The organism is Aquamicrobium defluvii (genome assembly GCF_004363725.1).
Taxonomy (GTDB): Bacteria; Pseudomonadota; Alphaproteobacteria; order Rhizobiales; family Rhizobiaceae; genus Mesorhizobium; species Mesorhizobium defluvii.
In genome coordinates this window covers 113585-140032 of record NZ_SNZF01000009.1, presented here as the reverse complement: position 1 = coordinate 140032, position 26448 = coordinate 113585, and the positions used below count along the sequence as shown (strand labels likewise).

Here is a 26448-nt window from a genome sequence, read left to right as displayed (position 1 = left end):
ACCCTGCCAGTGCGCGTAAAACGACCGGCTCCCGCCATCTTCCACCGAACCGAAAGCCCAGTTTGATGACATCGATATCCTCAATAAGCTTCGCCAGGTTTTCCGTACCTGCAAAGGGCACTGCCTATCTCCTGTCGGCCGAAAAGGACGGTGCCGGGCCGGCTGTTGCCAGCCTCGATCCGGCTGGCGTTCTTGAGCGCGCATTCGGGATCGCCGACTTTTCGGGCAAATTCGGGGCCACGCTGGAAGTTATTGCGCCTGAAGGCAGCGGAGTGGACAAGCTGATTGCGGTCGGCGCCGGCAAGATCGCCGAACTGGACGAGCATGCCTGGCTGCGGCTGGGGGGTGTGATCGGCGCTTCCGCTGCGAAGGCGAATAATGCGAGCGTGGTGCTCGATCTGCCCGGCGATGCGGCTGCGGACCCGGTTTGTGCCGCAAATGTCGCTGCCGGAATTTTGCTGCGCGCCTATGCTTTCGACAAATACAAGACCCGCAAGCCGGACAATGGCGACGACAAGAGCGGCGCCCGTTCGAAGCCCGGCCGCATCACGGTCATGTGTGCGAACCCCGCCGGGGCGAAGAAGGCGTTCGCCAGCCTGAAATCCGTTGTCGACGGCGTCTTTCTGGCGCGCGACCTCGTCAACGAACCCGCCAACATACTGGGCCCTGTCGAATTCGCCGCGCGCATCAGGGAACTGGAGCCGCTTGGCGTCCAGGTCGAGATTCTGACGGAAAAGGAAATGAAGAAGGCCGGCATGGGCGCGCTGCTTGGCGTGGCGCAAGGCTCGCCGCGCGGTGCGCGTCTGGCTGTCATGCGCTGGGAGGGCGGCCGCAAGGGCGGGAAGCCGCTGGCGGTCGTCGGCAAGGGGGTGACCTTCGATACCGGCGGAAATTCGATGAAGTCGCCGTCCGGCATGGAGGACATGAAGGGCGACATGGGGGGAGCGGCGGCCGTCACCGGGCTCATGCATGCGCTGGCGTCCCGCAAGGCGAAGGCCAACGTGGTCGGGATCGTCGGGCTCGTGGAGAATTCCGTCGACGGCAATGCGCAGCGGCCCGGCGACATCGTGACCTCCATGTCGGGCCAGACCATCGAGGTGCTGAATACCGATGCGGAAGGCCGCCTCGTTCTGGCGGATGCGCTGTGGTATTGCTGCGAGCGCTTCCAGCCCGCTGCCGTGATCGATCTGGCGACGCTGACCGGCGCCATCATGGTCGCGCTGGGCCAGCATCACGCGGGCCTGTTTGCGAACGACGACGATCTGGCAAGCCGTTTGACGCAGGCCGGCCTCGCAACGCAGGAGCGGCTCTGGCGCATGCCGCTGGGACCGGAATACGAGAAGCTGATCGAATCCAGAAATGCGGATATGAAGAACACCGGTGGACGCTACGGCGGGGCCATCGCCGCCGCGCAGTTCCTGCAACGCTTCATCAAGGACGACACGCCCTGGGCGCATCTCGACATCGCCGGCACCGCAATGGGCGCTCCGTCGAATGAGGTCAGCCATTCTTGGGGTACGGGTTTCGGCGTTCGGCTGCTCGACCGCCTTGTGCGAGATCATTATGAGAAGTAGCAGGCTTCACAACCGGATGCGGAGGCCGGCCGCAGGAAAATGACAGAGATACTGTTCTATCACCTGACCGAAACAACGCTGGAGGATGCGCTTCCCGGCTTGCTGGAGCGCAGCCTGCAGCGCGGCTGGCGGGTGGTGGTGCAGACCGGTTCGGAAGATCGCCGCGATGCCCTCGATCAGCATCTGTGGACCTTTCGCGACGACTCGTTCCTTGCCCATGGCACGGATCGGGAGGCTTTCCCGGCCGAGCAACCGGTTTTGCTCACGGTTGGCGCGGACAATGCGAACGGAGCCCGGATCCGGTTTCTGGTCGATGGGGCGCAGCCCCCCGATCTTTCACCCTATGAGCGGGCGGTATTCCTGTTCGACGGACACGATGCCGCCCAGCTCGAATCCGCCCGCAGCCACTGGAAGACGATGAAGGCGGCTGGCCATGAGGTGACCTATTGGCAGCAGACGCCGGACCGCCGCTGGGAGCGCAAGGCATGAGCTTCGCGTTTTCCATATCGTGTCAGGCGGATGAGAGGGCCTGAAGGTGCGCCTGCTTTTTCTGCTCGTTCTCCTGGCCGGAGCTGCCCTTGGACTTTATCCATGGGCTGTCGCAAATTTTTCAGGTTCGGAAATCGGAACGTGGAATGTCTATGAGCAGGGCCGCTTCGTGCCGGCTCAGGTGCGGCTGAAATCCTCCGATGCACCGGTGCGGGTGCTGGTCGATCTGACCATATGGCGTCCCCATGCCGTTCAGAGCGGCCGCGCGGAGCTTGGCATAGCCGCCACCCGTGACGGCCAGACCGTGTTTCGGAACGTGCTGAAGTTTCCGGCCGACCCCATGCGCCGGCAAAAAAGCCCGCAAATTACCGAGCGCGTATTCAGGGCGGATGGCGGTCTCATCGAAACGATGGGGGCGGGAACCTACAGGTTCGATCTGCAACGCGGCAATCTGGTGGATGCCGATATCAAGGGTGTCGAACTCGTGCTGAGGCGCGATGCCGGGACCGTCGATCCGAGAATGCAGCCGGCTGGCCTGTCCCTGATGGGGATAGGCATCGCCGGGCTGGTGCTGGCGTTCCGGCGCCGGGCCAGACGACCCGACAGTCCGGAAGCCCGGCCACCGCGCTGGGGCAGGGGCAATGGGGAATGAATTACCGCCACGCCTATCATGCGGGCAATTTCGCCGATGTGGTCAAGCATGTCGTTCTGGCCCGCATCGTCGAGTACCTCAAGCGCAAGGAAAAGCCGTTCCGCGTGATCGATACGCATGCGGGCATCGGCCTCTACGATCTGGCCTCGGAGGAGGCGGGAAAAACGGGAGAATGGCTCGATGGCATTGGCCGCGTTGCGGATGCGCAATTGAGTCCACAGGCGGGGGAACTCCTGTCGCCCTATCTCGATGCCGTGCGCGCCGTGAATGCCGGCGCCGGGATTGCGCACTATCCGGGCTCGCCGATGATCGTGCGCCACCTTCTGCGCAGGCAGGACAGGCTGACCGCAATCGAACTGCATCCGCAGGATGCGATTCGTCTCAGGGCCTGCTTCGCGCAAGACATCCAGACCCGCGTGATCGAGCTCGACGGCTGGCTGGCGCTCGGCGCCCATCTTCCGCCCAGGGAAAAGCGTGGCCTGGTGCTCGTCGATCCCCCCTTCGAGGAGGGCGGGGAATTCCGGCGCCTGACGGAAGGTCTTGAGCGGGCGCATCGCCGCTGGCCGGGCGGCACCTATGCTCTGTGGTATCCGATCAAGGACCGCAAGGCCGTCGCCGGGTTCCGGAAATCGCTGGCCGACGCCGGTATCCCGCGCATACTGGATATCGCCTTCGAGATCCGGCCGGATGGACCGCTGCCCCGGCTGGACGGCAGCGGAATGGTGGTGGTCAATCCGCCGTTTACGCTCGAACAGGAGCTGAACGTCGTTTTTCCGGAACTCCACCGGCTGCTCGAACTGGAGCCCGGATCGAAATGGTCATTGAACTGGCTTGCCGGAGAAAATCGAGACGCTTGACCGCGCCGCGCGAAATCCTCACAGTGCCGCAAATCACCTTATGAGGCTGAAATGATCCGCGCCGCCACGTCCGCTCTTCTTGCCATTGCCGGTATCTGCGCCCCGCTGCTCATGCAGCCGGCGGTACAGGCCGCCGATCTTTCCTCCTATGCAGAGGAAAGCCGGTCCACCGTCTGCAACACTGCATCGGTTCTGAACCGGATCACCAGCAAGTTTGCGCATCAGGTGCGCAACGTTCCCGATCTGCCGCAGGTCGCCATATCGGATTTCCACCGCATTCACCTGCGCCGCAGCGAGCCTGCCAGCGAAAGGTGGCCCATCGCGCGCCACTATTGCGGTGCGAAGGTCACGCTTTCGGACGGCTATGACCGCGATATCTGGTATCTGATCGAAGAAGGGCAGGGCTACGCCTCCATCGCAGGCGACAATGTCGAATTCTGCGTGTCCGGTTTCGACCGCTGGCTGGTTTATAACGCGAGCTGCCGTGTCCTGAAGTAAACAAGCTTGCCATTCTGGCCGTTTTTCTCCCTCACGGGGTCCAAAGCCCGGAGGGGATAGCTTCCTGCGCTTCGTTACAAGGATGGAAAAAGGAAATGCCCAAGCTGCTTTACGCGCCAGCGTCACCCTACAGCGCCAAGGTGCGCATGTCGGCGGCCTATGCCGGATTCGATCTGGAAGCGGTCGTAACCAATACGTCCGGGCAACCTCCGGAACTGGTGGGCGCCAATCCGCTCGGCAAGATTCCAACGCTGTTGCTGGATGACGGGCGCGTGATCTTCGACAGCCGGGCCATCACCCAATATCTGAACCGTGAATCGAAAAATGCGCTGTTTCCCCGCAATGCGGACAGGCGCACCGAAGCCGAAGTGCTGGAAGCCCTTGCCGACGGCATCTGCGACTGTGCTCTGGCCATCGTCTACGAGCGCCGCATGCGGCCCGAAGAAAAGATCCATCAGGACTGGATCGACGGCCAGTGGCGCAAGATCGTCCGCGCTCTCGATCATCTCAACGACAATCCGCCGAAACTGCCGAAGAAGATCACCGCAGGCCAGATCGCGGTGCGGGCCATGCTGGGATATCTGTCGCTGCGCTTTGCCGGGCAGTGGGAACGCGGCCGCGGGCGGCTTACGCGGTGGGCTTCGCGGTTCGATGAGAAATTCCCGGAGCTGAAGAGCCGCATCCCCTCCTGAAACAGGGCGGATGTCGGCTGCCTTCGTCGGGAGCTGAGGACATAAAAAAGCCGGGGCGTGCCCCGGCTTTTTTCGCATGATCCAGCGTCAGGATCAGAACTTCATACCGACGCCGAAGTTGATGCGGTGATCGCGCGAGTCGACATCGCGGGTGCCGCCACCGGTGGTGAAGCTTTCCTTGCCGTAGTCGGTGTAGCGATATTCGACGCGGCCGAAGACATTGTCGGTGAACTTGATGTCGCTGCCGACACCGGCAGTCCAGCCGAGCATGGTGTTACGGTCGCTGACGCCGCCTTCGGTGACCTTCAGGCTCTGGGCAGCGCCACCGGCAGTACCGTAGAGCAGAATGTCGGGGCTGATCGCGTAACCGAGGCGGGCACGCAGCGAACCTTCGACGCCAGCCTTTGCCTTCGTACCGGCGTTGTCGCCCTTGATGCCGTTGTAGCCGATGTCGCCTTCGGCACCGATGACGAAGTTGTCCATCTGGTGATTGTAGCCGACAAAGGCGCCGCCGAGGAAACCATCGGTGCTGATCGAGTTGCCCGGCTCCTTCACGCGGCCGCTGAAGCCGTAGCCGAGGTTAACACCGGCATAGGGACCGGCCCAGGAAGCCACGGGAAGTTCGGCGATCGGGGCAGGTGCCGGCGGCTCTTCCATCACCACGTCGGCGGCGAATGCCGGGACGGATGCGGCGAAGGCGAGAATACCGAGCGCTGCCGCTGCGGGCCTTGCGAATTTGAGTTTGGTCGTCATGGTCATTACTCCTTCAGCCACAGACACTGGCTTTTCTGACGTGATGGCGAGGCAGTCCTTGGGAGGAAAACGATCCCGCCGCTCATCGGTTCCGAAATCTCGTCGGCAAATGCGGCGGAAGCGAACCTGAATTGGGGTGATTTCCCGGCCTGAATGAGGCGGAAAAGGGGCGTTGCAAACGCGCAACAGGGGATGTCAGGAAGGATCCGCCTGTCCGGCTAAACGCTCTTGGTCCAAGGCGTTGGCGCGCCTATATTGGCCATGCGACGGTTCCGGTGAACCGTGAATCGGATAGAACGCCAGCGTTTTTGCCACAATGCCGCCTCAGGCGCAAACAGAGTCTGAAGGCCGTCCGGAGATTGCGGGCAGGCCGGCGGGCTGGCACGCTCGGGGTAAACGGAAGTACGGGAATCGACACATGGGTGAGGTTGCGGCGGTTGCGCTGGTGACGGGTGGGGCGAAACGGATCGGGCGCGCGATTGTCGAGGATCTGTGCGCCAACGGTTTCATCGTCGCCATTCATGGCAACAACTCCTCTCCGGAAGCGCAGGAACTGGCCGCGCGGATCACGGCACAGGGCGGAAAGGCTGCGGCTTTCGATGCAGACCTTACCGACATGGATGACACGGGCAGGCTGATCGACAGCGTGTCGAAGACGCTGGGACCGGTGCGTCTTCTCGTCAACAACGCTTCATTGTTCGAGAACGATTCGGTGCTCGATTTCGGCTGGGAGGGGTGGGACGATCATTTTGCAATCCACCTCAAGGCACCCGTTCTTCTGGCGAAGCGCATGGCCGAACAGTTGCCCCCGGATGCCGAGGGACTGGTGGTCAACATCATCGACCAGCGGGTGTGGCGGCTGACGCCGCGCTATTTTTCCTACACGCTCTCGAAGTCAGCGCTGTGGACGGCCACCCGGACAATGGCGCAGGCTCTTGCGCCGCGTGTCCGCGTCAATGCCATCGGTCCGGGGCCGACGCTGCCCAACGCGCGGCAGGATGAGGACGACTTCCGCCAGCAGGTCGATGCGCTTCTGCTGAAGCGCAGTCCCGGGCTTTCGGAGTTCGGTGCCACGGTGCGCTATCTGTGGCAGGCGCGCTCCGTGACTGGCCAGATGATTGCGCTCGACGGTGGCCAGCATCTGGCATGGCAGACGCCGGACATTGCAGGTGTTGTGGAATGAACGCCGCAAGACAGGGCAGGACGCCCGGCCAGACCGTCATGGACATGCCCGAAGAGGAGCTGGACGACGATAGCATCGAGCAGCCTGCGGCAACGCTGCCGGACGTTTCCTTCACGGCCATCGATCTCGACCGGGATGACGAAGAGGGGCAGGCGAAGACCGGCGCCGGGGTCATTCAGGCGCTGGTCAAGCGCCTGCCCAATGCGCCCGGCGTCTACCGCATGATGAATGCCGCCGGCGATGTGCTATATGTCGGCAAGGCGCGCAGCCTGAAGAAACGCGTGACGCAATATGCGCAGGGGCGTTTCCATACCAGCCGTATCGGACGCATGGTGCGCGAAACGGCCCGCATGGAGTTCGTCGTCACCCGTACAGAGACCGAGGCTTTGCTTCTGGAAGCAAACCTTATCAAGAGGTTGCGCCCGCGATTTAATGTTCTGATGAGGGACGACAAGTCGTTTCCATATATTCTGTTGACGGCGGACCATCCCTCTCCGGGCATCTACAAGCACCGTGGCGCACGCTCCCGGAAAGGCGATTATTACGGTCCCTTCGCCTCGGCGCAGGCGGTGGGGCGCACCATCAATTCCCTGCAACGGGCGTTCCTGCTCAGAAGCTGCACGGATTCGTTCTACGAAAACCGTACCCGACCCTGCCTGCTGTTCCAGATCAAGCGGTGCGCGGCGCCCTGTACCGGCGAGATTTCGCACGACGACTATGCGGCGCTGGTGGCGGAAGCGAAGGAGTTCCTTTCCGGGCGAAGCCAGAAGGTGAAGGAGGAGATTTCGCAGGCGATGCAGCGCGCCTCCGAAAATCTCGATTTCGAGCACGCGGCGGTCTATCGGGACCGGCTGGCGGCATTGTCCCATGTCCAGAGCCATCAGGGCATCAACCCGCAGTCGGTGGAAGAGGCGGATGTTTTCGCCATCCATCAGGAAGGCGGGCAGAACTGTATCCAGGTGTTCTTCTTCCGCACCGGCCAGAATTGGGGCAACCGCGCCTATTTTCCCAAAGCCGACCCGGCGCTGGAAGCCGGCGAGGTGCTGGGCTCGTTCCTTGCCCAGTTCTACGACGACAAGCCTACGCCGCGCGCGATCCTGCTGTCTCATGACATCGAGGAAAAGGAGCTTCTGGCCGAGGCGCTGAGCGCGCGGGCAGGGCGCCGGGTTTCGGTTTCCGTGCCGGCGCGCGGCGAAAAGAAGGACCTGACCGACCACGCCCTGCAGAACGCCCGCGAGGCGCTGGGGCGGCGGCTTGCCGAAACCTCCACGCAGGCGCGCCTTCTGGAAGGCTTCGCGGCCACCTTCGCGCTGGAGAAGGTGCCGGTGCGCATCGAGGTCTACGACAACTCCCACATCATGGGCACAAACGCCGTGGGCGCGATGATCGTGGCCGGGCCGGAAGGCTTCGTGAAGAACCAGTACCGCAAGTTCAACATCCGTTCCACGACGATCACGCCGGGTGACGATTTCGGCATGATGCGCGAGGTGATGGAACGGCGTTTTTCGCGCCTGCTCAAGGAACACGGCGACGAGGATGCCGCCGAGGTCGAAGATGCACAGGGCTTTCCGGCGTGGCCCGACGTGATCCTGATCGATGGCGGGCAGGGGCAGATGACGGCTGTGCGCCAGATTCTGGCCGATCTCGGCATCGAGGAGCGTGTCACCGCAATCGGCGTCGCCAAGGGGCAGGACCGCGAAGCGGGCCGGGAGCGATTCTTCGTGGAAGGGCGGAATCCATTCACCTTGCCCGTTCGCGACCCCGTGCTTTATTTCGTGCAGCGGCTGCGCGACGAGGCACACCGCTTTGCCATCGGCTCCCACCGGGCGCGCCGCAAGAAGGAGATGGTGAGCAGCCCGCTCGACGAGATAATCGGTATCGGTCCGACCCGGAAGCGCGCCTTGCTGCATCATTTTGGAACGGCCAAGGCCGTGAGCCGGGCCGCGGTGGGCGATTTGATGGAGGTCGAGGGCATTTCGGAACGCGTTGCCCGGCTTGTCTATGACCATTTTCACGACAATGGATGAGTTCAGGCATCCATGTCGGGCATAAAGGTCATCGTTTTGCCGCGTTGGCAGCTTTCGACAGTTGCCCCATCGACCGCCTTCTGATTTGACTATGCGTCGATCCGATCCGATTTGCCTGTGACGAGTGCATAAAAATGGCCAGCCCAGCTTTCAACCTGCCGAACATGCTGACCTATGCCCGCATTCTTGCGGTGCCGTTGGTCGTGCTGTGCTTTTATCTTGAGGGACAGCTCAAATCGAGCGATTTCGCCCGCTGGTCGGCGCTGGCGATTTTCCTTGCCGCCAGCATCACCGATTACTTCGACGGTTATTTCGCCCGCGCGTGGAAGCAGACGTCCAATATCGGCCGCATGCTGGACCCGATTGCCGACAAGCTGCTCGTGGCCACATGCCTGCTGCTTCTGGCAGCCGACACCGACCATCGCGGCGGCATCGCCGGCTGGTCGCTTTGGGCAGCCATCATCATCCTGTGCCGCGAAATCCTCGTTTCGGGCCTGCGCGAATATCTGGCGGCGCTGAAGGTCAGCGTGCCGGTCACCAAGCTGGCGAAATGGAAGACCACCATCCAGATGGTGGCGATCGCGTTCCTGCTGGCGGGGCCTGCCGGCGACAAGATCTTCCCCTATACCACGCAGACAGGTCTGGTGCTGCTCTGGATCGCTGCCGTCGTCACCCTATATACGGGCTATGACTACTTCAGGGCCGGTCTGAAGCATATTGCCGACGAGTGAGACGATGAAGCTCATCTATTTCGCGTGGGTTCGCGAGCGTATCGGCAAGGCGCAGGAGGAGGTCGATCTTCCGGCCCATGTCGAGACCGTTTCCGACCTGCTGAAATGGCTGAAGCACCGCGGCGAGGAATATGAAAATGCCTTGCAGCACCCCGAGGCGATCCGCGTCGCCATCAATCAGGAGCATGTGGACCACGGCGAGAGGCTGGCCGGAGCGCATGAGATCGCGTTGTTTCCGCCCATGACCGGTGGCTGACGCATGGGCGCGGTCCAGCCGCATATCCGCATCCAGACGGCGGATTTCGATGTGGCTGCCGAAATCGCTCGCCTGACGAGCGGACGCAGTGACATCGGTGCGGTCGTGACCTTTACCGGCTTGTGCCGCGACGAGGCGGGGCGGCTTTCGGGGCTGGAACTGGAGCATTATCCGGGAATGGCGGAAGCCGAGGTGCTGCGCATAGCCGGCGACGTCTGCGGCCGCTGGCCATTGCAGGGCATCACCGTCATTCACCGTTACGGGAAGCTGGAGCCGGGCGACAACATCGTGCTGGTCGCCACTGCTTCCACGCACCGGCAAGCTGCCTTCGACGCTGCCTGCTTCATGATGGATTTTCTCAAATCGCGCGCTCCTTTCTGGAAAAGGGAGCATGTGGCCGGTGGAGCGGCAGGCGAGTGGGTCGCTGCCAGGGAAGCGGACGAGGCCGCAATCGCAAATTGGCGCAAGTGACCTTTGGTCAACCGCAGATTTTGCCATTCGTCATGCTTTTTCCTCAATCCTGCGTGCCTAAAGCAGTCGGAAACGAGGATATGAAATGCTCAAGAAACTGATCTTGCTGGGTCTGGTGCCTCTCGCCGGCGCTGTCGCGTCAACCGTGCCTTCTCTGGCGGCGGATGCCGTGCTGGGCGGAGAGGTGTTGTACCGCGAGCGTATCGCGCTGCCCGACAACGCTGTTGTGTCAGTGGAACTGGCGGATGTTTCGCGTGCCGATGCGCCGGCCGTTGTGATCGGCAGCCGGGAGATTTCGCCTGCCGGGCAGGTGCCGGTGAAGTTTGAAATCAGGTTCGACGATTCCGCGATCAGGCCGAACATGACCTACGCGCTTCAGGCGCGTATCACCGTCGACGGAGAGCTGTGGTTCATCAACGACACACATCATGGGGTAGACCCGCTGGCCAAGGAAGCACAGACCATTCTGGTGAAGCGCGTTGTCCGGGAAAGCGACGAAGCGCTCCATGACACCGACTGGAATCTGACCTTCATCGAAGGCTTTGACGGACTGCCGGAGCCTGCCGCCACCCTGACGATCGGCGATGACGGACGAGCCCATGGCAAGGGCCCCTGCAACGGCTATTTCGGCGGTGTGAAAATCGACGGCGACAGGATCTCGATTGGCCAGGTCGGGGCAACCCAGATGGCGTGCGAGCCCAGGCGCATGCAGGCGGAACACGCTTATTTCCAGTCGCTCGGCAAGGTCGCGGGTTACAAGCTGGACGGCGACACGCTTACCCTGAGCGACGCCGACGGCAAGGCGTTGCTGCGGTTTTCCAGATAGGCCGGGCAACCGCATGTTCCGGAAATGAAAAAGCCGGGGAAATTCCCCGGCTTTCTTCTTCGTGGTCTGCTGCGATCAGCCGACGATTTCCGTGTCGGAGAACCAGTATCTGATTTCCTGAGCGGCCGTCTCCGGCGCATCGGAGCCGTGAACGGAGTTCTCACCGATCGACAGGGCGAATGTCTTGCGGATGGTGCCTTCGGCAGCGTCGGCCGGATTGGTCGCACCCATCACTTCGCGATTCTTCGCGATGGCGTTCTCGCCTTCCAGAACCTGGACCACGGTCGGGCCGGAGGACATGGACTCGACCAGTTCGCCAAAGAAGGGGCGCTCCTTGTGCACGGCGTAGAAGCCCTCGGCTTCACGACGGCTCATCCACACGCGGCGGGACGCGACGACGCGCAGGCCGGCGTCTTCGAGCGCCTTGGTGATGGCGCCTGTCAGGTTGCGGCGGGTGGCATCCGGCTTGATCATGGAAAAGGTGCGTTCGAGCGCCATGGGTCGTCCTTCTGGATTTGGATTGCTGTGTGGCGCGCTCTATACAGGTGAGCCGGCCTATTGCCAAGAGGAGGCACAGGCGGGGGCCTGGCGATGTTGCCCGGCCGGACCGGACCTGTTCCGTCACAGCCGCGGGAGAAGTGCATGAGACGCCATTTCACGATGTTCGCAGCCTACAACCAGTGGGCCAACCGGCGCATCTACGACGCTGCGGCCGATCTTTCGGGCAACGAGTTCACGCGTGATGTCGGGGCCGCGTTCGGCTCCATGGCAGGCACGCTCAATCACATTCTCGTGGCGGACCGCATCTGGATGAAGCGCTTCACCGGGGAAGGCGATGCGCCGACACGTCTGGACACGATCCTTCATGAGGATCTGCCGTCGCTGCGGGCCGCGCGCGAGACCGAGGACAGGCGCATTCTGGACTGGATCGAAAGCCGCGAGGACAAGGACCTCGCCGGCCGCTTCGTTTACACCACGGTGACGGACATGCGCACCATTTCCCAGCGGCTTTCGCCGGCGCTTGGCCATTTCTTCAACCACCAGACCCATCATCGCGGACAGGCCCACGCGATCCTGACCATGCTGGGCCGTGATTCCGTGGCGCTCGACCTCATCTATTTCCTGCGCGTGGAAGAAGGCCGGGCCTACGCCTGATCGCCTGGTCCATGCTTTCGGCCTTGCCATTGGCGTGCCGGCAGGCCAAAACGCGCGACCATGCTGATCATAAACGACCTTTCGCTGCGAATTGCCGGACGTCTGCTGCTCGACCACGCTTCGCTTACCCTTCCGGCCGGAACCAAGGCCGGCCTTGTCGGGCGCAACGGCACCGGCAAGACCACGCTGTTTCGCGCCATCACCGGCGATATGGCCTCCGAGACGGGCTCGATCAGCCTGCCGAAGGGGCTGCGCATCGGGCAGGTGGCCCAGGAGGCTCCGGGAACCGAGGAACCCCTGATCGAAATCGTGCTCAAGGCGGACAAGGAGCGCGCGGCGCTTCTCGAGGAGGAGAAGACGGCGACCGATCCGCACCGGATCGCCGAAATACACATCCGGCTCGCCGACATCGACGCTCATTCGGCGGAAGCGCGCGCGGCCACCATCCTGTCCGGCCTCGGCTTCGACGAAGAGGCGCAAAAGCGCCCGGCCTCGTCCTTCTCGGGCGGCTGGCGCATGCGTGTGGCGCTGGCCGCCGTTCTGTTCTCGGAGCCCGATCTGCTGCTGCTCGACGAGCCCACCAACTATCTCGACCTCGAAGGCACGCTGTGGCTGGAAACCTATGTGGCGAAATATCCGCATACGGTGCTGCTCATCTCCCACGACCGCGACCTGCTCAACCGCGCCGTCAACTCCATCGTGCATCTCGACAGCAAGAAGCTCACCTTCTGGCGCGGCGGCTACGACCAGTTCGAGCGCCAGCTTGCCGAGCAGCGGGAGTTGCAGGAAAAAAGCCGCGCCAAGCAGGAGGCGCATCGCAAGCATCTGCAATCCTTCATCGACCGGTTTCGCGCCAAGGCTTCCAAGGCCAGACAGGCGCAGTCGCGTATCAAGGCGCTGGAGCGCATGAAGCCTGTTGGTGCGGTTCTGGACGACAGCGTGCGGCCGTTCTCGTTCCCCGAGCCGCAAAAGACCGTGGCCTCGCCCATCGTGGCACTGTCCGGCGTGGATGTCGGGTATCAGCCGGGCAAGCCCGTGCTGAAGCGCATGACGCTGCGCATCGACAATGACGACCGCATCGCGCTGCTGGGTGCCAACGGCAACGGCAAGTCCACCTTCGCCAAGCTGCTGGCCGGTCGCCTTGCCCCCGAGACCGGGACAATCACCGTCGCGCCCGGGCTGAAGACCTCGATCTTCGCGCAGCACCAGCTCGACGATCTGAGGCCGGAGGAAAACGCCTACGAGCATGTGCGGCGGCTGATGCCGGATGCGCCGGAATCGAAGGTGCGGGCGCGGGTGGCCCAGTTCGGCCTTTCGACCGAGAAGATGAACACTCCCGCAAAGGACCTCTCCGGCGGCGAGAAGGCGCGGCTGCTGATGGGGCTTGCGGCCTTCGAGGGGCCGAACCTGTTCATCCTCGACGAACCGACCAACCATCTGGACATCGACAGCCGCGAAGCGCTGATCCACGCGCTGAACGATTTTCCGGGCGCGGTGATCCTCATCAGCCACGACCGCCACCTGCTGGAAGCCACCGCCGACCGGCTCTGGCTTGTCAGGGATGGCGCGGTGCAGCCGTTCGATGGCGACCTCGACGACTACAAGACGCTGGTTACGGGGCAGCCGGCGGACCGACGCGACAGGCGCGAGGCGGAGAAGGCATCGAAAGCCGACCGGCGGCGCGAGGCCGCCCAGCGTCGTGCCGCGCTTGAGCCACTGGCGAAGCAGATCAGGGCGACCGAAGGGTTGATGGAGCGGCTGCGCAAGCGCATCGACCTGATCGAGGACGAACTGGGAGATCCGGCGCTTTACGAAAAGGACGCTGCAAAGGCCACGAAACTGGCCAAGGAGCGCTCCGACCTCGTGACGCAGCTGGGCGGTCACGAAGAACGCTGGCTGGAAATGTCCGCCGAATATGAGGAAGGCATAGCGGAATAGAGCATTTTGCAGTCAGGTTGAATCACCCGACGTCGCACAAATACGGCGAAAACAAACAGATGGAGCGGCAGACCGGATCTGTCCGGGCGTCCGCCGCTCCAGAATCAGCCGAGTTCCCTCGGCGTGATGATATCCGTCAGACGGGCCGAGGCGGCGCCAAGCTCCGCCCAGTCCGATTCCACTTCGAGGCTTGCAATCGCGGCAGTCGGAAACCTGGCGTTCAGCCGATTGAGCGCGGAGGCGGCGGAACCGGGGCCGGCCAGCATCCTTGCAAGAAGTTCCAGTCCCGGATTGTGTCCGACAACAAGCAGGTTCCCCACCTCGTCGGGAACGCTGTTGATTTCGGCCAGTATGTGCCACGGCGCGGCTTCATAGATCGCTTCGGTGAAATGCGTGCGGCAAGGTGCAGGCAGTAGCGCGCCGGCAAGCTCCCAGGTCTCGCGCGTGCGGACCGCCGATGAAACCACGGCAAGATCGGGCAGCCAGCCGCGCCGGGTCATTTCCCGCCCCATCAGCGGTGCGGCTTTTTTGCCGCGCGGTGCCAGCGGTCTCTCAAAATCGGAAAGCGCGGGATCGTCCCAGGCCGACTTTGCGTGTCTCAGGAGAAAAAGGCGGCGCATCGCCGGTCAGGGCGTGAAACGCGCCAGCGCTTCGAGGTCGACTTCATCGCGAAGATCGGCGGGAGACATCAGCACGTGATCCGGATTTTCGACCAGACCCATCGCCGCGGTAAAGCGAACCTTGCCGTCCGCCATGGCGACCTTGCCCTCTGCGAGCATCCTGAGCGCCAGGACATAAAGGGGATGTTCGGCTCTGAGCACGCGCGCGACAAGCGAAGCCTCGGTGTCGTCTGCGAGAACCGGGACCGCCGCCTGGGCGATGATGGGGCCGTCATCCATTTCCGCGGTCACGAAATGCACGGTGCAGCCGTGAACCTTCACGCCGGCCTCTAGTGCGCGCCTGTGCGGTTCGAGCCCCTTGAAGGCCGGCAGCAGGGAAGGGTGGATGTTGATCATCCGGCCGAGCCACTTCTCCACGAAAGAAGCTGTCAGCAGGCGCATATATCCCGCAAGCGCGACGATCTCCGCCCTGAATCCCGCCAGTGCGGCGTCGATGGCGGCATCGTGATGTGCCTTGCTGGCATAGTCGCTGCGCAGCACGGTGCGGGTGGGAATGCCGCGCGCGGCAGCGACACGCAGGCCGTGGGCATCCGCCTTGTCGGATATGACGCCGACAATCTCTGCGGGATAGGCCGGGTCGGATGCCGCTTCGATGAGCGCGCTCATGTTGGAGCCGCGCCCGGAAATCAGCACCACCGTGCGTTTGCGCTGAACTGTCATAGGCCGATGCTCCCCCGATAAATCACGCCGGTGTCGCGGCGCGGCACGATGCGGCCGATTGATGTAACCGTCTCGCCCGCACCCTGAAGCACCGCCGCGATCTGTGCTGCCTGTCCCGAGGCCACCACGACAACCATGCCGATGCCGCAGTTGAAGGTGCGCATCATTTCGTTGGCCTCAACGCCGCCGGTCCTTGCCAGCCACGAAAACACCGGTGGTGCCTGAATGGCGTCGAGGTCGAGCTCGGCCGAAAAATCCCCCGACAGCACGCGCGGAATGTTCTCCGGAAAGCCGCCGCCGGTGATATGCGCCAGCGCCTTGATGCCATGGGTTTCACGGATCGCCCTGAGCACGGGCTTCACGTAGATTCTGGTCGGCTCCAGCAAGGCTTCGGCAAGCGACTGGCCCTTGTCGAATGGCGCAGGATCGCTCCAGCCGAGGCCCAAAGCGGCCACGATGCGGCGCACGAGCGAATAGCCATTGGAGTGCACGCCGGAAGAGGCGAGGCCGAGAATCACGTCGCCTTCGACGATGTCGTCGCTCGGCAGCAACTGGCCGCGTTCAGCCGCGCCCACTGCAAAGCCGGCGAGGTCGTAATCGTCGCCATGATACATGCCCGGCATTTCGGCCGTCTCGCCGCCGATCAGCGCGCATCCCGCCTCGCGGCATCCCTTCGCGATGCCACCGACGATGGCCGCACCCTGCTCGGGGTCGAGCTTGCCGGTGGCGAGATAGTCGAGGAAGAACAGAGGTTCGGCGCCCTGCACGACGAGGTCGTTGACGCACATGGCGACGAGATCGATTCCGATCGTGTCGTGCTTTCCGGCATCGATGGCGATCTTGAGCTTGGTGCCGACGCCGTCATTGGCAGCCACCAGAACAGGGTCGGTGAAGCCAGCCGCCCTGAGGTCGAACAGCCCGCCGAACCCGCCGATTTCACCATCGGCACCGGGCCGGCGGGTGGCGCGCACCAGCGGCTTGATCTTTTCCACCATCAGATTGCCGGCATCGATATCGACGCCAGCTTCGGCATAAGTCAGCCCGGTCTTGCGCTCGGCCATCGCTTTCCCCTTGCTATGGCGGGCTCTTCGCATGAACCGCCCCATCCCGCAAGGTAGCGCAGATGCAGGGGAGCAGGGAATTGGGGAAAGCCTGCCGGGCAGGGCGCATGTGCGGTCTTTTCCCTGCCGGACCCAAGCGGCCGCTTCCGGTCGCCGATCTTTTATCTTGTCTGTTCAGGCGAGCCGGGACCGGCTTTTCTCGCCGGCTTCAAGATGGCAGGCGCCTTTGCTGGCGTCCATGGTTTCGTTGCGCGTCGCTTCGGCTCGTTGCACCAGTTGCCGATAATCCTGCGGGGCCTCTTGACCGTGGCTTCGGCAGCATCCTATCTCGTCTGCTGGCTGAGGCACATGAACGGCAATGGCAAAGGCAGCACGATCCAGAACTGATGGCGGCCCCGCCCGCCCGGACATGTCCGTGACATTGCGGCGGCAAGCGCTGTTCTGGGGCGCGGCGACCGTGGCGCTGATCATCTTCCTCTATGTCTTTTCCGGTATCTTGCTGCCGTTCGTGGCCGGCATGGCGCTGGCCTACTTCCTCGATCCCGTGGCGGACCGTCTGCAACGCCTTGGCCTGTCGCGACTGATGGCCACCATCGTCATCCTCTTCGCCTTCATCATCGTTCTGGTGCTGGCGATCGTGGTTCTGGTGCCGGTGCTGGCCTCGCAGATGGCGGATTTTGCAGCCAAGCTTCCCGAGTACGTGACGCGGCTTCAGTCGCTGGTGACGAATTTCGATCCGCAATGGCTGGAGCGCCGGTTTGGCGTCGACGCCGCCGGATTGAAGGAGGGACTCAACTCGCTGCTGACCTCCGGTTTCGGTCTGCTGACGACCCTGTTCCAGTCGATCTGGAGTTCCGGCATGGCGCTGGTCTCCGTGGTCAGCCTGCTGGTGGTGACGCCGGTCGTCGCCTTCTACATGCTGCTCGACTGGGATCGCATGATCGCGGTGGTCGACAGCTGGGTGCCGCGCGACCATGTTGAAACGGTGCGGGCGATCTTTTCCGACATCAACACCGCAACGGCGGGATTCGTGCGGGGACAGGGCACGCTGTGTCTGGTTCTGGGATGCATGTACGCCGTCGGCCTCACCCTGACCGGCCTCAATTTCGGCATCCTGATCGGACTGTTTGCCGGCCTGATCAGCTTCATTCCCTATGTCGGCTCACTCACCGGGCTTGTGCTGGCCGTAGGTGTCGCCTTCGTGCAGTTCTGGCCGGACTGGATCATGGTCGTTGTCGTGGCTTTCGTGTTTTTTGCGGGCCAGTTCATTGAAGGCAACATCCTCCAGCCCAAGCTGGTCGGAAAGAGCGTCGGCCTGCATCCGGTATGGCTGATGTTCGCGCTGTTTGCGTTCGGTGCATTGTTCGGCTTCGTCGGCCTGCTGATTGCGGTTCCGGCTGCGGCCGCAATCGCGGTTCTGGTGCGGTTCGCCTTGTCGCGCTATCTGGAATCCCCTTTCTACAAGGGGACAGGGGACGAGGAGGCGCCGGCGGTCGCGCGCGCCGACGCTCCGGGTGCCGGCGACTGACGCCCCGGCATGGTGCAGGAGATGAACAGACCCCGACAGTTGCCGCTGGATTTCAGCCATGCCCCCGGCTATTCGCGTGACGAACTGGTGGTTTCGCCTGCGAATGAGGAGGCCGTGTCGCTGATCGACCGCTGGCCGAACTGGCCTGCGCCGGTCATGGTGCTGTCAGGCCCGACCGGGGCGGGCAAGACGCATCTCGCCGAAATCTGGCGCTCCATTTCCGGGGCTGTCGCGCTTCATCCGGCGAGGCTCTCGCAGGCGATCGGAACGCTCGATCCTCGGCCGGTTCTGATCGACGATGCCGATGGAGCGGCCATCGACGAAAACGGGCTTTTCCACCTGATCAATCACGTCCGCGCCAATGGCAGCCATCTTCTGATGACCGCCAGGCGGTTTCCCCTGGCCTGGGGCGTGCGCCTGCCCGATCTCGTCTCGCGCCTCAGGACGGCGCCGACCGTGGAAATCCACGAGCCTGACGACATGCTGCTCGCCGGCGTGATCACCAAGCTGTTTGCGGACCGGCAGGTGGAGGTGGACCTGTCGGTGGTCCAGTATCTCGTACGCCGCATCGAGCGTTCGCTTGCCACGGCGATACGGGTCGTGGACCGGCTCGACCGCATGGCCCTTGAGGAACATAGCCGCATCACCCGTGCGCTGGCGGCAGAAGCCGTCGACGCGATGGACGAGGGGCAGGGCGAACTGGGATTCTGAGCCGCCTCCGCTGCGAATGACTGGAAATCCCTGAGATGCTGGGCTGTCCATGATGACCGGACCGGCTTTTCCGAAGCGTGAGAAAATGGGACCGCGATCGGGCGAACCATTACATGTTTGTATGCCGCAAAGAGACAGACACTTCACGTACAAGCCGAAGAATGATCCGATTTTTGTGGTTGTTCGGCTTGAAAATTGACGAATGGCTATTCTAAACACGCGGAGGGGGGTGGAATGAAAGGGCATCGAATTGGCGAAGCTATCCCTCTGGCAACGTATCAACGCAAATCTGCCGCCACGCCTGTCGTATTCGCTTCGGAAAAGCGTCAATCACACTACGGTTTCAGGCTTCGCCACATATGACGAGTATTACATCCGTCGGTTCGGCGAACGGCCGGGTGGCGACAGCGCGGGTTATGCGGACCCACATCCCGCATATGCGCCCCCGACGAGGAAGACAGAGCCGTCCGAAATCCTGCAATACCGTCGATTTGCCAAGGAGTGCCTGGAAACCGGTGAGCCCGAGGCGCTCCTTGCCGCATCGTCGCAAATCCCAACGCGCCTTTGGCTGCATCCCACCTTCCGGCTGGACTATTTCATAGCGCTGCTTCTGGTCGGAAAATTCAAGGAAGCGAGGGAGTTCGCTCAGGATACCCTGATTCTGGGTGCATTTGATCAGCGCTCCCTCTTAAGGATGCTGGGCGAGGCATATCTTCTCGACAACAAACACCTGCTTGGATCGATCCTCGATCACATTGCCGGCGAAACAAAATTCAAGATGACCCTGAAGGAAGAGATATTCGCCAACAATACGGCGTTGAATTATCTGGGGGCGGAGGCATGTCTGAGGCATGGCCTGAAATCACGAGGTTCCTCGGTGTCGCCGGACTTGTTCTTCTTCTGGTCGAATCTGAGATTGCGGCGCGGAGATTTCGCTGGGCAACTGGCAGATTTCAACAGGGCTCTGGCAATGCTCGGGTTGTCGGAGATAGGTCTGAAAAGCGAGGACAGGGCCTTATCTGTTACGAACCTGACCTCTGCCGCCGACAAACGGTTCCCGACCGGCCCGCTGGTGAGCATAGCCATGTCGACCTTCAATTCGGCGGCGACGCTCGGGCCGGTAATCGAGAGTCTTCTGCGTCAAACCTACAAGAACATCGAAATCTTGGTAGTTGACGACTGCAGCGGTGATACCACGGTAGAAATTGCAACGCTGATTGCACGGCGCGACCCTCGCGTGCGGGTTTTCCGCCAACCGCAGAATGGCGGCACCTATCGGGCCAGAAACAGGGCCCTGCATGAAGCAAAGGGCAAGTTCTTCACCTGCAACGATTCCGACGACTGGGCCCATCCCGTCAAGATCGAGGAGTTGGTCACGCCCTTGATGGAAAATGGGGATTCGATAGCGACGATCGGCAATCTTCTCCGTATCAATGAGGATATCGGCATCAGGCCGCGGCAGCGAGGCTATGTTCAGGAGGATCAGTCCTCCCTCTGCTACAGGAAGGATTGGGTGGTGCAGAATCTGGGATTCTACGAGACGGTCCCGTTCGGAGCCGATTCAGAATTCCTTTCAAGATTGCGGGCGGTAGCCGGCGATTCGGTCGTGAGAATATCGAAACCACTTCTGTTCGCCGACTGGTCAAAATCATCGTTAACCGGTTCTCTGCGAACCGGCATAACGGACGGAGGAACTATGGCTGCAGCGCGCTGCAAGTACCGCACAATGTACCGTGCGCGCCACGCTGCCGGCCAGTTTTTTGTCGCGGCAGGCGAGGCGCAAGAGTAACTTGCTACCGCGCTTGGCCAACTTCTGAATATTATGGTTGTCTAAGAATGGGAAATTCAGGGCAACCAGCCTTGCGACTGTGCCCGTTCTGACTTCCCTAACAAGATTGAAAGGGGACAACACGACGCAATAAAATGGTGGAATCAGGACGATTTGCGCGCAAAGGCGATATCGTATGCTGCCTCATATGAGTTCTTCATGACCTCGAACGAAGCATTGTCGACGCAGTAGCCGCGACTCATGCGCCCTTCCTGTTCGAGAAGTTCAGGATCGCTCAGGAGCTTGAGGATTTCATCGCGATAAGCTTCAGCGGTATAGGGAACTTGTATGCGACCATCCGGGAAACGGTCGTTATGAAGTTTTTCCCGGTATATTGTTGCTACGCCTTTGGATTTCGCCTCGAATATGGCTGCGCAAAAACTCTCATATTTGCTGGTGTTTATAAGTATTGCTGTCTCATCAAGAGTATTCCAGTAATCTTTAACATAATACCCTGACATGACTTTGAATTCATAAGGCTCGGGTAGTTCCGTTATAGATATGATTTCTTCTATAAGCGGATAGTTTTTGGCAGGTCGATTGGCGTCACCCGCCCATAGAATATAGCGCCTCTCCCTAGGGTCGGTCTCCGGCCGTAATTTTTCCGTGTCAACGCCTTGTGAAATTCCAAGATATTTATCTTTATAGCCGGGCGCACGCTCCTCGTTGGCGTTCAGGCGAATCACAACAGCCTGATAAAACCATTCCGGAGTATAGATCGATTGCCAGACCTCACCTCCGATCTTATATTCCTTCACGCCGTTGGGAGCGCGGGAGATGGGGCCGATGACATCGGGAAGAACGCCAGCTGAATAACATGTCTGGAGTCCGCTGCCGGCATCGTCCACGTGCAGCAAATCGTAGTCCGTCGATCTCAATGCGCTGTACAATTCCCGAGGGCCTTTTATGTGCCTTCGATCAATGTGTTGTACCTCATATCGCTTGGAAAGCGCCATGCTTCGAAGGAAATTGTAAGAAGTCGCAACGGAGCCGCCCCAGACTTGGTCAGTCGCCTTAACCCCGGGGCCGATAAAAAGCACCTTACGCCTAGCCGTCATCACTCCACTCCGCTTCTGTATCGGCAGAAGTGTTTTGCTAGTCTACCTGACCATGCCCAGTCAACATTGCGCTTTCCTTTGCCGGTCTTCATCAGATTGAAATGCGGAACGGGCCTCTCCCGTTCCATTGCATTCGGAGCAGACGACCGTTTTTCCCGGGCAATCCTCTATAACAGTACCGTCCGGGCAGCCGCAGGCTGGCCATCGAATGCAATGAAATACGCGCCCAAGCCCGGCGCATGTCCCGCACACCGGCATGGTGCGGCTCCCCCCATAAATCCCCTCCTGCTACTTATGCGAGAAAAGGCGTCCGGACAAGGCATGCGAAACCGCGGCGCGGCTGTTAGAGCGCCGTGCGTCATTTCGGACGCACAAAGGACGCTCTGACATTTTGTTTGAGCATCGGAATAATCCGAAAACCGAATACACTTTTCGGTCCAATGCTCTAATGAGAATTATCGGAAACTCGATGTAAATGTTTGATCTGTGGCGATCCCGGCAGGATTGAATAATCCTTTCAAAATCAATTCGTTACACCGACTAATTTGCCCAAACCGTCCTATTGAATCGCTTAGCGTTTTTCGCCTGTCGGCTAACCGCAGTGGCGAATCACCAAAAGGAAAAGCCGCCGCGACTGGCATCGCGAACGGCTTCGGGAAGGTCTTCACAGCTTCATATAGCGCAGCGGCTGCCTCGGCTCAAGAGGTGGCAGCATGAACATCGCACAGACTGTCTGCCACGCCCTGCATGGTGACATGCTGGTCGGCGGCAATGCTTGCCTCGTGCCCGGCCCCGGCCACGGGAAAGACGACCGCTCGCTGTCCGTAAAGAACGATCCCAGCAACCCGGAAGGCTTCGTGGTCAACAGCTTCGCTGAGGACGATCCGGCTGCCTGCCGTGACTATGTGCGCCAGGCCGCGGGTCTCCCGGCATGGAAGCCCGGGAGGGTGGAACGTCCTGCCGATCCGCAGTTCGTCTATCGTGACGAGCACGGCGAGCCCTACTTGCGCGTGACCAAGGTCCACCGGCCCGTAGGCAAGTCGTTCTATCAGCACTCATGGAACGGCTCCGCATGGGTGAAGGGCGCACAACAGCTTCGCATTCCCTACCGCCTGCCCGAAGTGATCGCGGCCGATACAGTCTACATCGTTGAGGGTGAGAAGGATGCAGATCGCCTCGCTGGTCTCGGTCTCGTGGCCACGAGCGCGCCAGAGGGAGCGGGAAAATGGCGTCCGGAACTGAACCATTGGTTCAACGGCAAGAACGTCATCATCCTTGCGGACAACGACGAGCCCGGCCGGAAACATGCCGATCAGGTCCACGCCGCGCTGAAGGGCACGGCCGCTTCGGTGCGATCGGTCCACTTCCCGATGCTGCCTGAAAAGGGCGACGTGTCCGACTATCTGGATCTCGGCCACGGCAAAGACGATCTGCTCGCGTACGTCGCCGGAGCGACCAGTAAGGCCGATCCGAAACGTCCGGTCATTGGCACAGCCGCTGCGCTCAGGAACATGACCTTCGCGCCGATCAAGTATGTGGTCCCCGGCTATATCGCCGAAGGCTGTACGCTTCTCGCCGGCCGCCCCAAGCTCGGGAAAAGCTGGATGGTAATGGAAATGGCGCTTGCCGTTGCCCGTGGCGGAACCTGCCTTGGCGGGATCGAGTGCGAGCAGGGTGATGTCCTGATGCTGGCACTCGAAGACAATCAGCGCCGCCTGCATAGCCGCATCAAGAAGCTGATGCCGGCCCTCGTGACGAAGGACTGGCCCGAGGCCTTCCACTATGCGACCGAGTGGCCCCGAGCGAATGATGGTGGACTCCGGTACATCGAGGAGTGGCTGGACGATCATCCGCGCGCCCGTCTCGTCATCGTGGACGTGCTGGCGCAGTTCCGACCCGTCCGCAGCGGGAAGGAGCAGCTATACGATGGCGACTACCGCGCGATCAAAGACCTGCAAGAGATCGCGTCGAAGCGCAACGTGGCGATCGTCATCGTCCACCACACCCGCAAGTCGCAGTCGGAGTCCGGCGATCCGTTCGAGACCGTCTCGGGCTCGCTCGGGCTGTCCGGTGCTGCCGATACGACGCTGGTCCTCGACCGCAATAGTCAGGGCTGCACCTTGTACGGCCGAGGCCGCGACATCGAGGAGATCGAGAGCGCGGTGACGTTCGACAAGACCACGGCGAAGTGGATCGTGCAGGGAAGTGTTACCGAAGTCCGCCGTTCGGATGAACGCGGTAACATCTTGCAGGCGCTGTTGGAGGCGGGCGAGGCCATGTCGCCAAGTGTTATCGCAACTGTTACCGGCATGAAGGACGGTAACGTTCGGAAGCTGCTTTTCACCATGGCAGCGGCCGGAGAAGTGCAGAAATCGGGCTATGGCAAGTATATTCACCCAGATCTGACTGTTACCGGCACTGATACCACTACCACCGGTAACAGTGGTAACACTGGTAACAGTTTGAATGAGGGCCATGAGGATGAAGAGCGGGAGGAGGGAAGTGTTACCACTGTTACCAGTGTTACCGCCCCCCGGAATGTCGAGCCGGTAACGGTTGGCAACGCCTATGCTGCGGCAAAGGATGGTGAGGCCGTGTCGTCGGGGAACATGTATTCCGAGCACGGTTCTTCATCGACATGCACAATGTTGGAGCCGGTGCCGGAGCCGTCTTCCCCTCATGGCCCCCACGACGACTTCGACCCTGCCAAGCTGACCTTTCTTCAGCGGAGGTCAGCATGAGCAAGTGGCCCTATAACACCAGCACATGGCGGCGCCTGCGGAAAGCGAAGCTGGTCGACCAGCCGCTATGCGAGGCCTGCCTGCGCCGGGAGATCGTGGAGCCGGCGGATACCGTCGACCATATCGTGGCGATCGAGAAAGGCGGGGATCCGTTCCCGCCGCTCGACCAGCTCATGAGCATGTGCGCGGCCTGCCACAACATCAAGACCAATGCGGTCGACCATCCCAATGCATCGGGCTTCAGGCGGGCACTGAAGGGCTTTGATGTGAATGGGAACCCTATCGACCCGGAAGGCTGGGACGCGCCAGCGGGCCGCGCTGTGGCGCTGTGTGGCGACGACGAGGCCGGGGCCTTCGCAGGACTGGGATCGACGGGCGCTGGACCGGCGCGGGAGTCGCGAATTGACTTAGTTTCTTGCGACTCATTCGCAACTAGAGATCGGGAGGCTTGAATGGGCCTGAGAGGACCAGGCGCGAAGCCTAAGGGAAAGGGCGGCATCCTGTCGCCAAAGCTGCGCGAAACCTTGCCGTGGGAAGCGGAGGGCCTGTCTCGCGTCGAGCGCGTCATAGCCTTCCTTGAAGACCTTCCGGTCACGGCCGGAAAGATGGCCGGGACGAAGATGATCGTGCGGGATTGGCAGCGCGAGTTTCTGGAGGCGGTATATAGAGAAGACGAGCATGGAAACCGCCCCGTCCGGACAGCAGTTCTGTCGATGGCCCGGAAGAACGGCAAGACCGGAATCGCGGCTGGGCTGGCTCTATGCCATCTGGCCGGCCCGGAGGCCGAGCCGCGCGGGGAATGCTATGCGGCGGCGAATGACCGTTTCCAGGCAGGAAAGATGTTCGCGGAGATGGTCGCCATCATCGGCCAGCACCCCGAACTTGATGCCCGGTGCAATATCATCCGGTTTCGCAAGGAGATCGAGGTGCTGGAAGGACAGGGCAAGGGCTCGATCTTCGCGGCCCTGTCGTCAGACGCCACGACGAAGCTGGGCTTGAGCCCGAGCTTTACGGTCGTGGACGAGCTTGGTTATGCGCCGAAACGCGATCTATATGACGCCTTGGACTCCGCCATGGGCGCGCGGGATAATCCCCTTCTCGTGGCGATCAGCACGCAGGCGCCTGACGACAACCACGTGTTTTCGACGCTGATCGATTATGGCCTGAAGGTCCAGGCCGGCGAGGTGGACGATCCGTCGTTCCACCTGACATTATATACAGCGCCGGAGACCGACGATCCGATGGACCGCGAAACCTGGCTGAAGGCGAATCCGGCATTGGGCGACTTCCGATCGGAGGAAGACGTGGCCCGGCAGGCGGCGCAGGCCGAGCGGATTCCGTCGAAGATGCAGGACTTTCGCAATAAGATTCTCAACCAGCGTGTTGCCGCTCACGTCAGGTTCATCGCGAAGGCCGAATGGGAGGCCTGCGGCGGCGAGTTCGACATAGAGGTGCTGAAGGGTCGACCATGCTTCGGCGGGCTGGACCTGAGCGCAGCGCGCGACCTGACCGCATGGGTTCTGGTCTTCCCCATGGACGACGGGACGATCCACGTCTTGCCGCGGTTCTTCCTCCCGGAAAACGGCATCATGGAGAAATCCGAGGCCGATCGAGTTCCCTATGACGTGTGGGCGCAGATGGGGCATATAACCCTGATACCGGGCAGCACGATCGATCCCGGCTTCGTGGCGGAGCAGATGGCCGAGGATGCAGCCCAGTTCGACATTCAGGCCGTCGCCTATGACCGCTGGCGCATCGAAGACCTTCGCCGGGAACTGGACCGGATCGGCGCAGCTATGGAACTTGTTCCTCATGGCCAAGGCTTTAAGGACATGTCTCCCGCCGTGGACACGCTGGAGCGGGCCGTCGCGGAGGCGAAACTGCGCCATGGAGGCAACCCGGTTCTGACCATGTGCGCCGCCAATGCAGTGATCACGAAAGACGCGGCCGGCGCGCGCAAGCTCGACAAGGCGAAGGCGGCGGGTCGTATAGATGGACTTGTCGCGCTTGCTATGGCTCAATCAATCGCGGCTCGACATGAGCCGGAGGAACTGCCGGCGTGTTTGCTGGCGGCGTGAA

General features: G+C 61.7%; 26 protein-coding genes. 20 read left to right on the top strand and 6 right to left on the bottom strand.

Translation table 11 applies throughout. The features are described from left to right. Positions 1–65 precede the first annotated feature (65 nt). From DES43_RS09150 to DES43_RS09125, 6 genes are all read left to right on the top strand, one after another. Positions 66–1574: a leucyl aminopeptidase gene (locus tag DES43_RS09150; RefSeq protein WP_035025968.1), complete on the top strand. Its 1509-nt coding sequence runs from the start codon at positions 66–68 to the stop codon at positions 1572–1574. 39 nt (positions 1575–1613) lie between these two features. Then, entirely contained in the window at positions 1614–2063 is a 450-nt protein-coding gene (locus tag DES43_RS09145) for a DNA polymerase III subunit chi (protein ID WP_035025969.1), read from the top strand. A gap of 46 nt (positions 2064–2109) precedes the next feature. Then, positions 2110–2715, top strand: coding sequence for a hypothetical protein (locus tag DES43_RS09140; protein WP_035025970.1), 606 nt, complete (start codon positions 2110–2112; stop codon positions 2713–2715). Next, positions 2712–3572 (top strand): 23S rRNA (adenine(2030)-N(6))-methyltransferase RlmJ, encoded by an 861-nt coding sequence (locus DES43_RS09135; protein WP_035025972.1) that lies wholly within the window; start codon positions 2712–2714, stop codon positions 3570–3572. Before DES43_RS09140 ends, DES43_RS09135 begins: the two co-directional genes overlap by 4 nt. A gap of 51 nt (positions 3573–3623) precedes the next feature. Next, positions 3624–4070, top strand: coding sequence for a hypothetical protein (locus DES43_RS09130; RefSeq protein ID WP_035025974.1), 447 nt, complete (start codon positions 3624–3626; stop codon positions 4068–4070). 95 nt (positions 4071–4165) lie between these two features. Then, positions 4166–4762, top strand: a complete 597-nt coding sequence (locus DES43_RS09125) for a glutathione S-transferase (protein ID WP_035025975.1) — start codon at positions 4166–4168, stop codon at positions 4760–4762. A 93-nt stretch (positions 4763–4855) separates the two neighbouring features. On the opposite strand, the gene DES43_RS09120 is transcribed toward DES43_RS09125, so the two are convergent. Next, entirely contained in the window at positions 4856–5515 is a 660-nt protein-coding gene (locus DES43_RS09120; RefSeq protein WP_035026214.1) for an outer membrane protein, read from the bottom strand. A gap of 418 nt (positions 5516–5933) precedes the next feature. On the opposite strand from DES43_RS09120, the gene DES43_RS09115 reads away from it, so the two are divergent. The 6 genes from DES43_RS09115 to DES43_RS09090 all read left to right on the top strand — a co-directional run bounded on the left by DES43_RS09115 (position 5934) and on the right by DES43_RS09090 (position 11009). Beyond that, positions 5934–6698: an SDR family oxidoreductase gene (locus DES43_RS09115; RefSeq protein WP_035025977.1), complete on the top strand. Its 765-nt coding sequence runs from the start codon at positions 5934–5936 to the stop codon at positions 6696–6698. 38 nt (positions 6699–6736) lie between these two features. Continuing rightward, positions 6737–8725, top strand: a complete 1989-nt coding sequence (gene uvrC, locus DES43_RS09110; RefSeq protein WP_425352077.1) for an excinuclease ABC subunit UvrC — start codon at positions 6737–6739, stop codon at positions 8723–8725. A gap of 134 nt (positions 8726–8859) precedes the next feature. Further along, on the top strand, positions 8860–9456 hold the full coding sequence (gene pgsA, locus DES43_RS09105; RefSeq protein ID WP_035025978.1) for a CDP-diacylglycerol--glycerol-3-phosphate 3-phosphatidyltransferase: 597 nt from the start codon (positions 8860–8862) through the stop codon (positions 9454–9456). A 4-nt stretch (positions 9457–9460) separates the two neighbouring features. Continuing rightward, entirely contained in the window at positions 9461–9712 is a 252-nt protein-coding gene (gene moaD, locus DES43_RS09100; protein WP_035025980.1) for a molybdopterin converting factor subunit 1, read from the top strand. A 3-nt stretch (positions 9713–9715) separates the two neighbouring features. Then, positions 9716–10183, top strand: a complete 468-nt coding sequence (locus DES43_RS09095; protein ID WP_035025982.1) for a molybdenum cofactor biosynthesis protein MoaE — start codon at positions 9716–9718, stop codon at positions 10181–10183. A gap of 85 nt (positions 10184–10268) precedes the next feature. After that, positions 10269–11009, top strand: a complete 741-nt coding sequence (locus DES43_RS09090; RefSeq protein ID WP_035025991.1) for a YbaY family lipoprotein — start codon at positions 10269–10271, stop codon at positions 11007–11009. A gap of 75 nt (positions 11010–11084) precedes the next feature. Here DES43_RS09090 and ndk read toward each other — a convergent pair whose 3' ends face one another. Next, positions 11085–11507, bottom strand: a complete 423-nt coding sequence (gene ndk, locus DES43_RS09085) for a nucleoside-diphosphate kinase (RefSeq protein ID WP_035026002.1) — start codon at positions 11505–11507, stop codon at positions 11085–11087. Positions 11508–11651: 144 nt separating this feature from the next. On the opposite strand from ndk, the gene DES43_RS09080 reads away from it, so the two are divergent. Together DES43_RS09080 and DES43_RS09075 are read left to right on the top strand one after the other, a co-directional pair. Then, complete coding sequence (locus DES43_RS09080; protein ID WP_035026012.1) at positions 11652–12164, top strand: DinB family protein; 513 nt, start codon at positions 11652–11654, stop codon at positions 12162–12164. Positions 12165–12224: 60 nt separating this feature from the next. Next, positions 12225–14102, top strand: coding sequence for an ABC-F family ATP-binding cassette domain-containing protein (locus DES43_RS09075; protein ID WP_035026019.1), 1878 nt, complete (start codon positions 12225–12227; stop codon positions 14100–14102). Positions 14103–14206: 104 nt separating this feature from the next. Here DES43_RS09075 and DES43_RS09070 read toward each other — a convergent pair whose 3' ends face one another. From DES43_RS09070 to purM, 3 genes are read right to left on the bottom strand one after another with little or no spacing between them, the layout of a single operon-like run. Continuing rightward, a complete protein-coding gene (locus DES43_RS09070; protein ID WP_035026020.1) occupies positions 14207–14722 on the bottom strand; it encodes a SixA phosphatase family protein in 516 nt (171 codons plus the stop codon). A gap of 6 nt (positions 14723–14728) precedes the next feature. Next, a complete protein-coding gene (gene purN, locus DES43_RS09065; protein ID WP_035026021.1) occupies positions 14729–15442 on the bottom strand; it encodes a phosphoribosylglycinamide formyltransferase in 714 nt (237 codons plus the stop codon). Beyond that, positions 15439–16503, bottom strand: coding sequence for a phosphoribosylformylglycinamidine cyclo-ligase (gene purM / locus DES43_RS09060; protein ID WP_035026024.1), 1065 nt, complete (start codon positions 16501–16503; stop codon positions 15439–15441). The genes purN and purM overlap by 4 nt, the downstream gene beginning before the upstream one ends. Positions 16504–16912: 409 nt before the next feature. On the opposite strand from purM, the gene DES43_RS09050 reads away from it, so the two are divergent. The 3 genes from DES43_RS09050 (at position 16913) to DES43_RS09040 (ending at position 20531) form a co-directional block, all read left to right on the top strand. After that, complete coding sequence (locus tag DES43_RS09050) at positions 16913–18031, top strand: AI-2E family transporter (RefSeq protein WP_245264687.1); 1119 nt, start codon at positions 16913–16915, stop codon at positions 18029–18031. A gap of 21 nt (positions 18032–18052) precedes the next feature. After that, entirely contained in the window at positions 18053–18742 is a 690-nt protein-coding gene (hdaA, locus tag DES43_RS09045; protein ID WP_245264685.1) for a DnaA regulatory inactivator HdaA, read from the top strand. A gap of 250 nt (positions 18743–18992) precedes the next feature. After that, a complete protein-coding gene (locus tag DES43_RS09040; protein WP_051520516.1) occupies positions 18993–20531 on the top strand; it encodes a glycosyltransferase family 2 protein in 1539 nt (512 codons plus the stop codon). Positions 20532–20674: 143 nt separating this feature from the next. On the opposite strand, the gene DES43_RS09035 is transcribed toward DES43_RS09040, so the two are convergent. Then, complete coding sequence (locus tag DES43_RS09035) at positions 20675–21628, bottom strand: glycosyltransferase (RefSeq protein ID WP_035026039.1); 954 nt, start codon at positions 21626–21628, stop codon at positions 20675–20677. A 713-nt stretch (positions 21629–22341) separates the two neighbouring features. Here DES43_RS09035 and DES43_RS09030 point away from each other — a divergent pair. The 3 genes from DES43_RS09030 to DES43_RS09020 are packed head-to-tail and all read left to right on the top strand — an operon-like array spanning position 22342 to position 26447. Continuing rightward, complete coding sequence (locus tag DES43_RS09030; RefSeq protein ID WP_133675014.1) at positions 22342–24369, top strand: AAA family ATPase; 2028 nt, start codon at positions 22342–22344, stop codon at positions 24367–24369. After that, positions 24366–24821 (top strand): HNH endonuclease, encoded by a 456-nt coding sequence (locus tag DES43_RS09025; RefSeq protein WP_133675012.1) that lies wholly within the window; start codon positions 24366–24368, stop codon positions 24819–24821. The genes DES43_RS09030 and DES43_RS09025 overlap by 4 nt, the downstream gene beginning before the upstream one ends. Then, positions 24822–26447 carry a terminase large subunit gene (locus DES43_RS09020; protein ID WP_133675010.1) on the top strand — a complete coding sequence of 542 codons (1626 nt, stop codon included), beginning with the start codon at positions 24822–24824 and terminating at the stop codon, positions 26445–26447. The last annotated feature ends 1 nt before the right edge of the window (position 26448 follow it).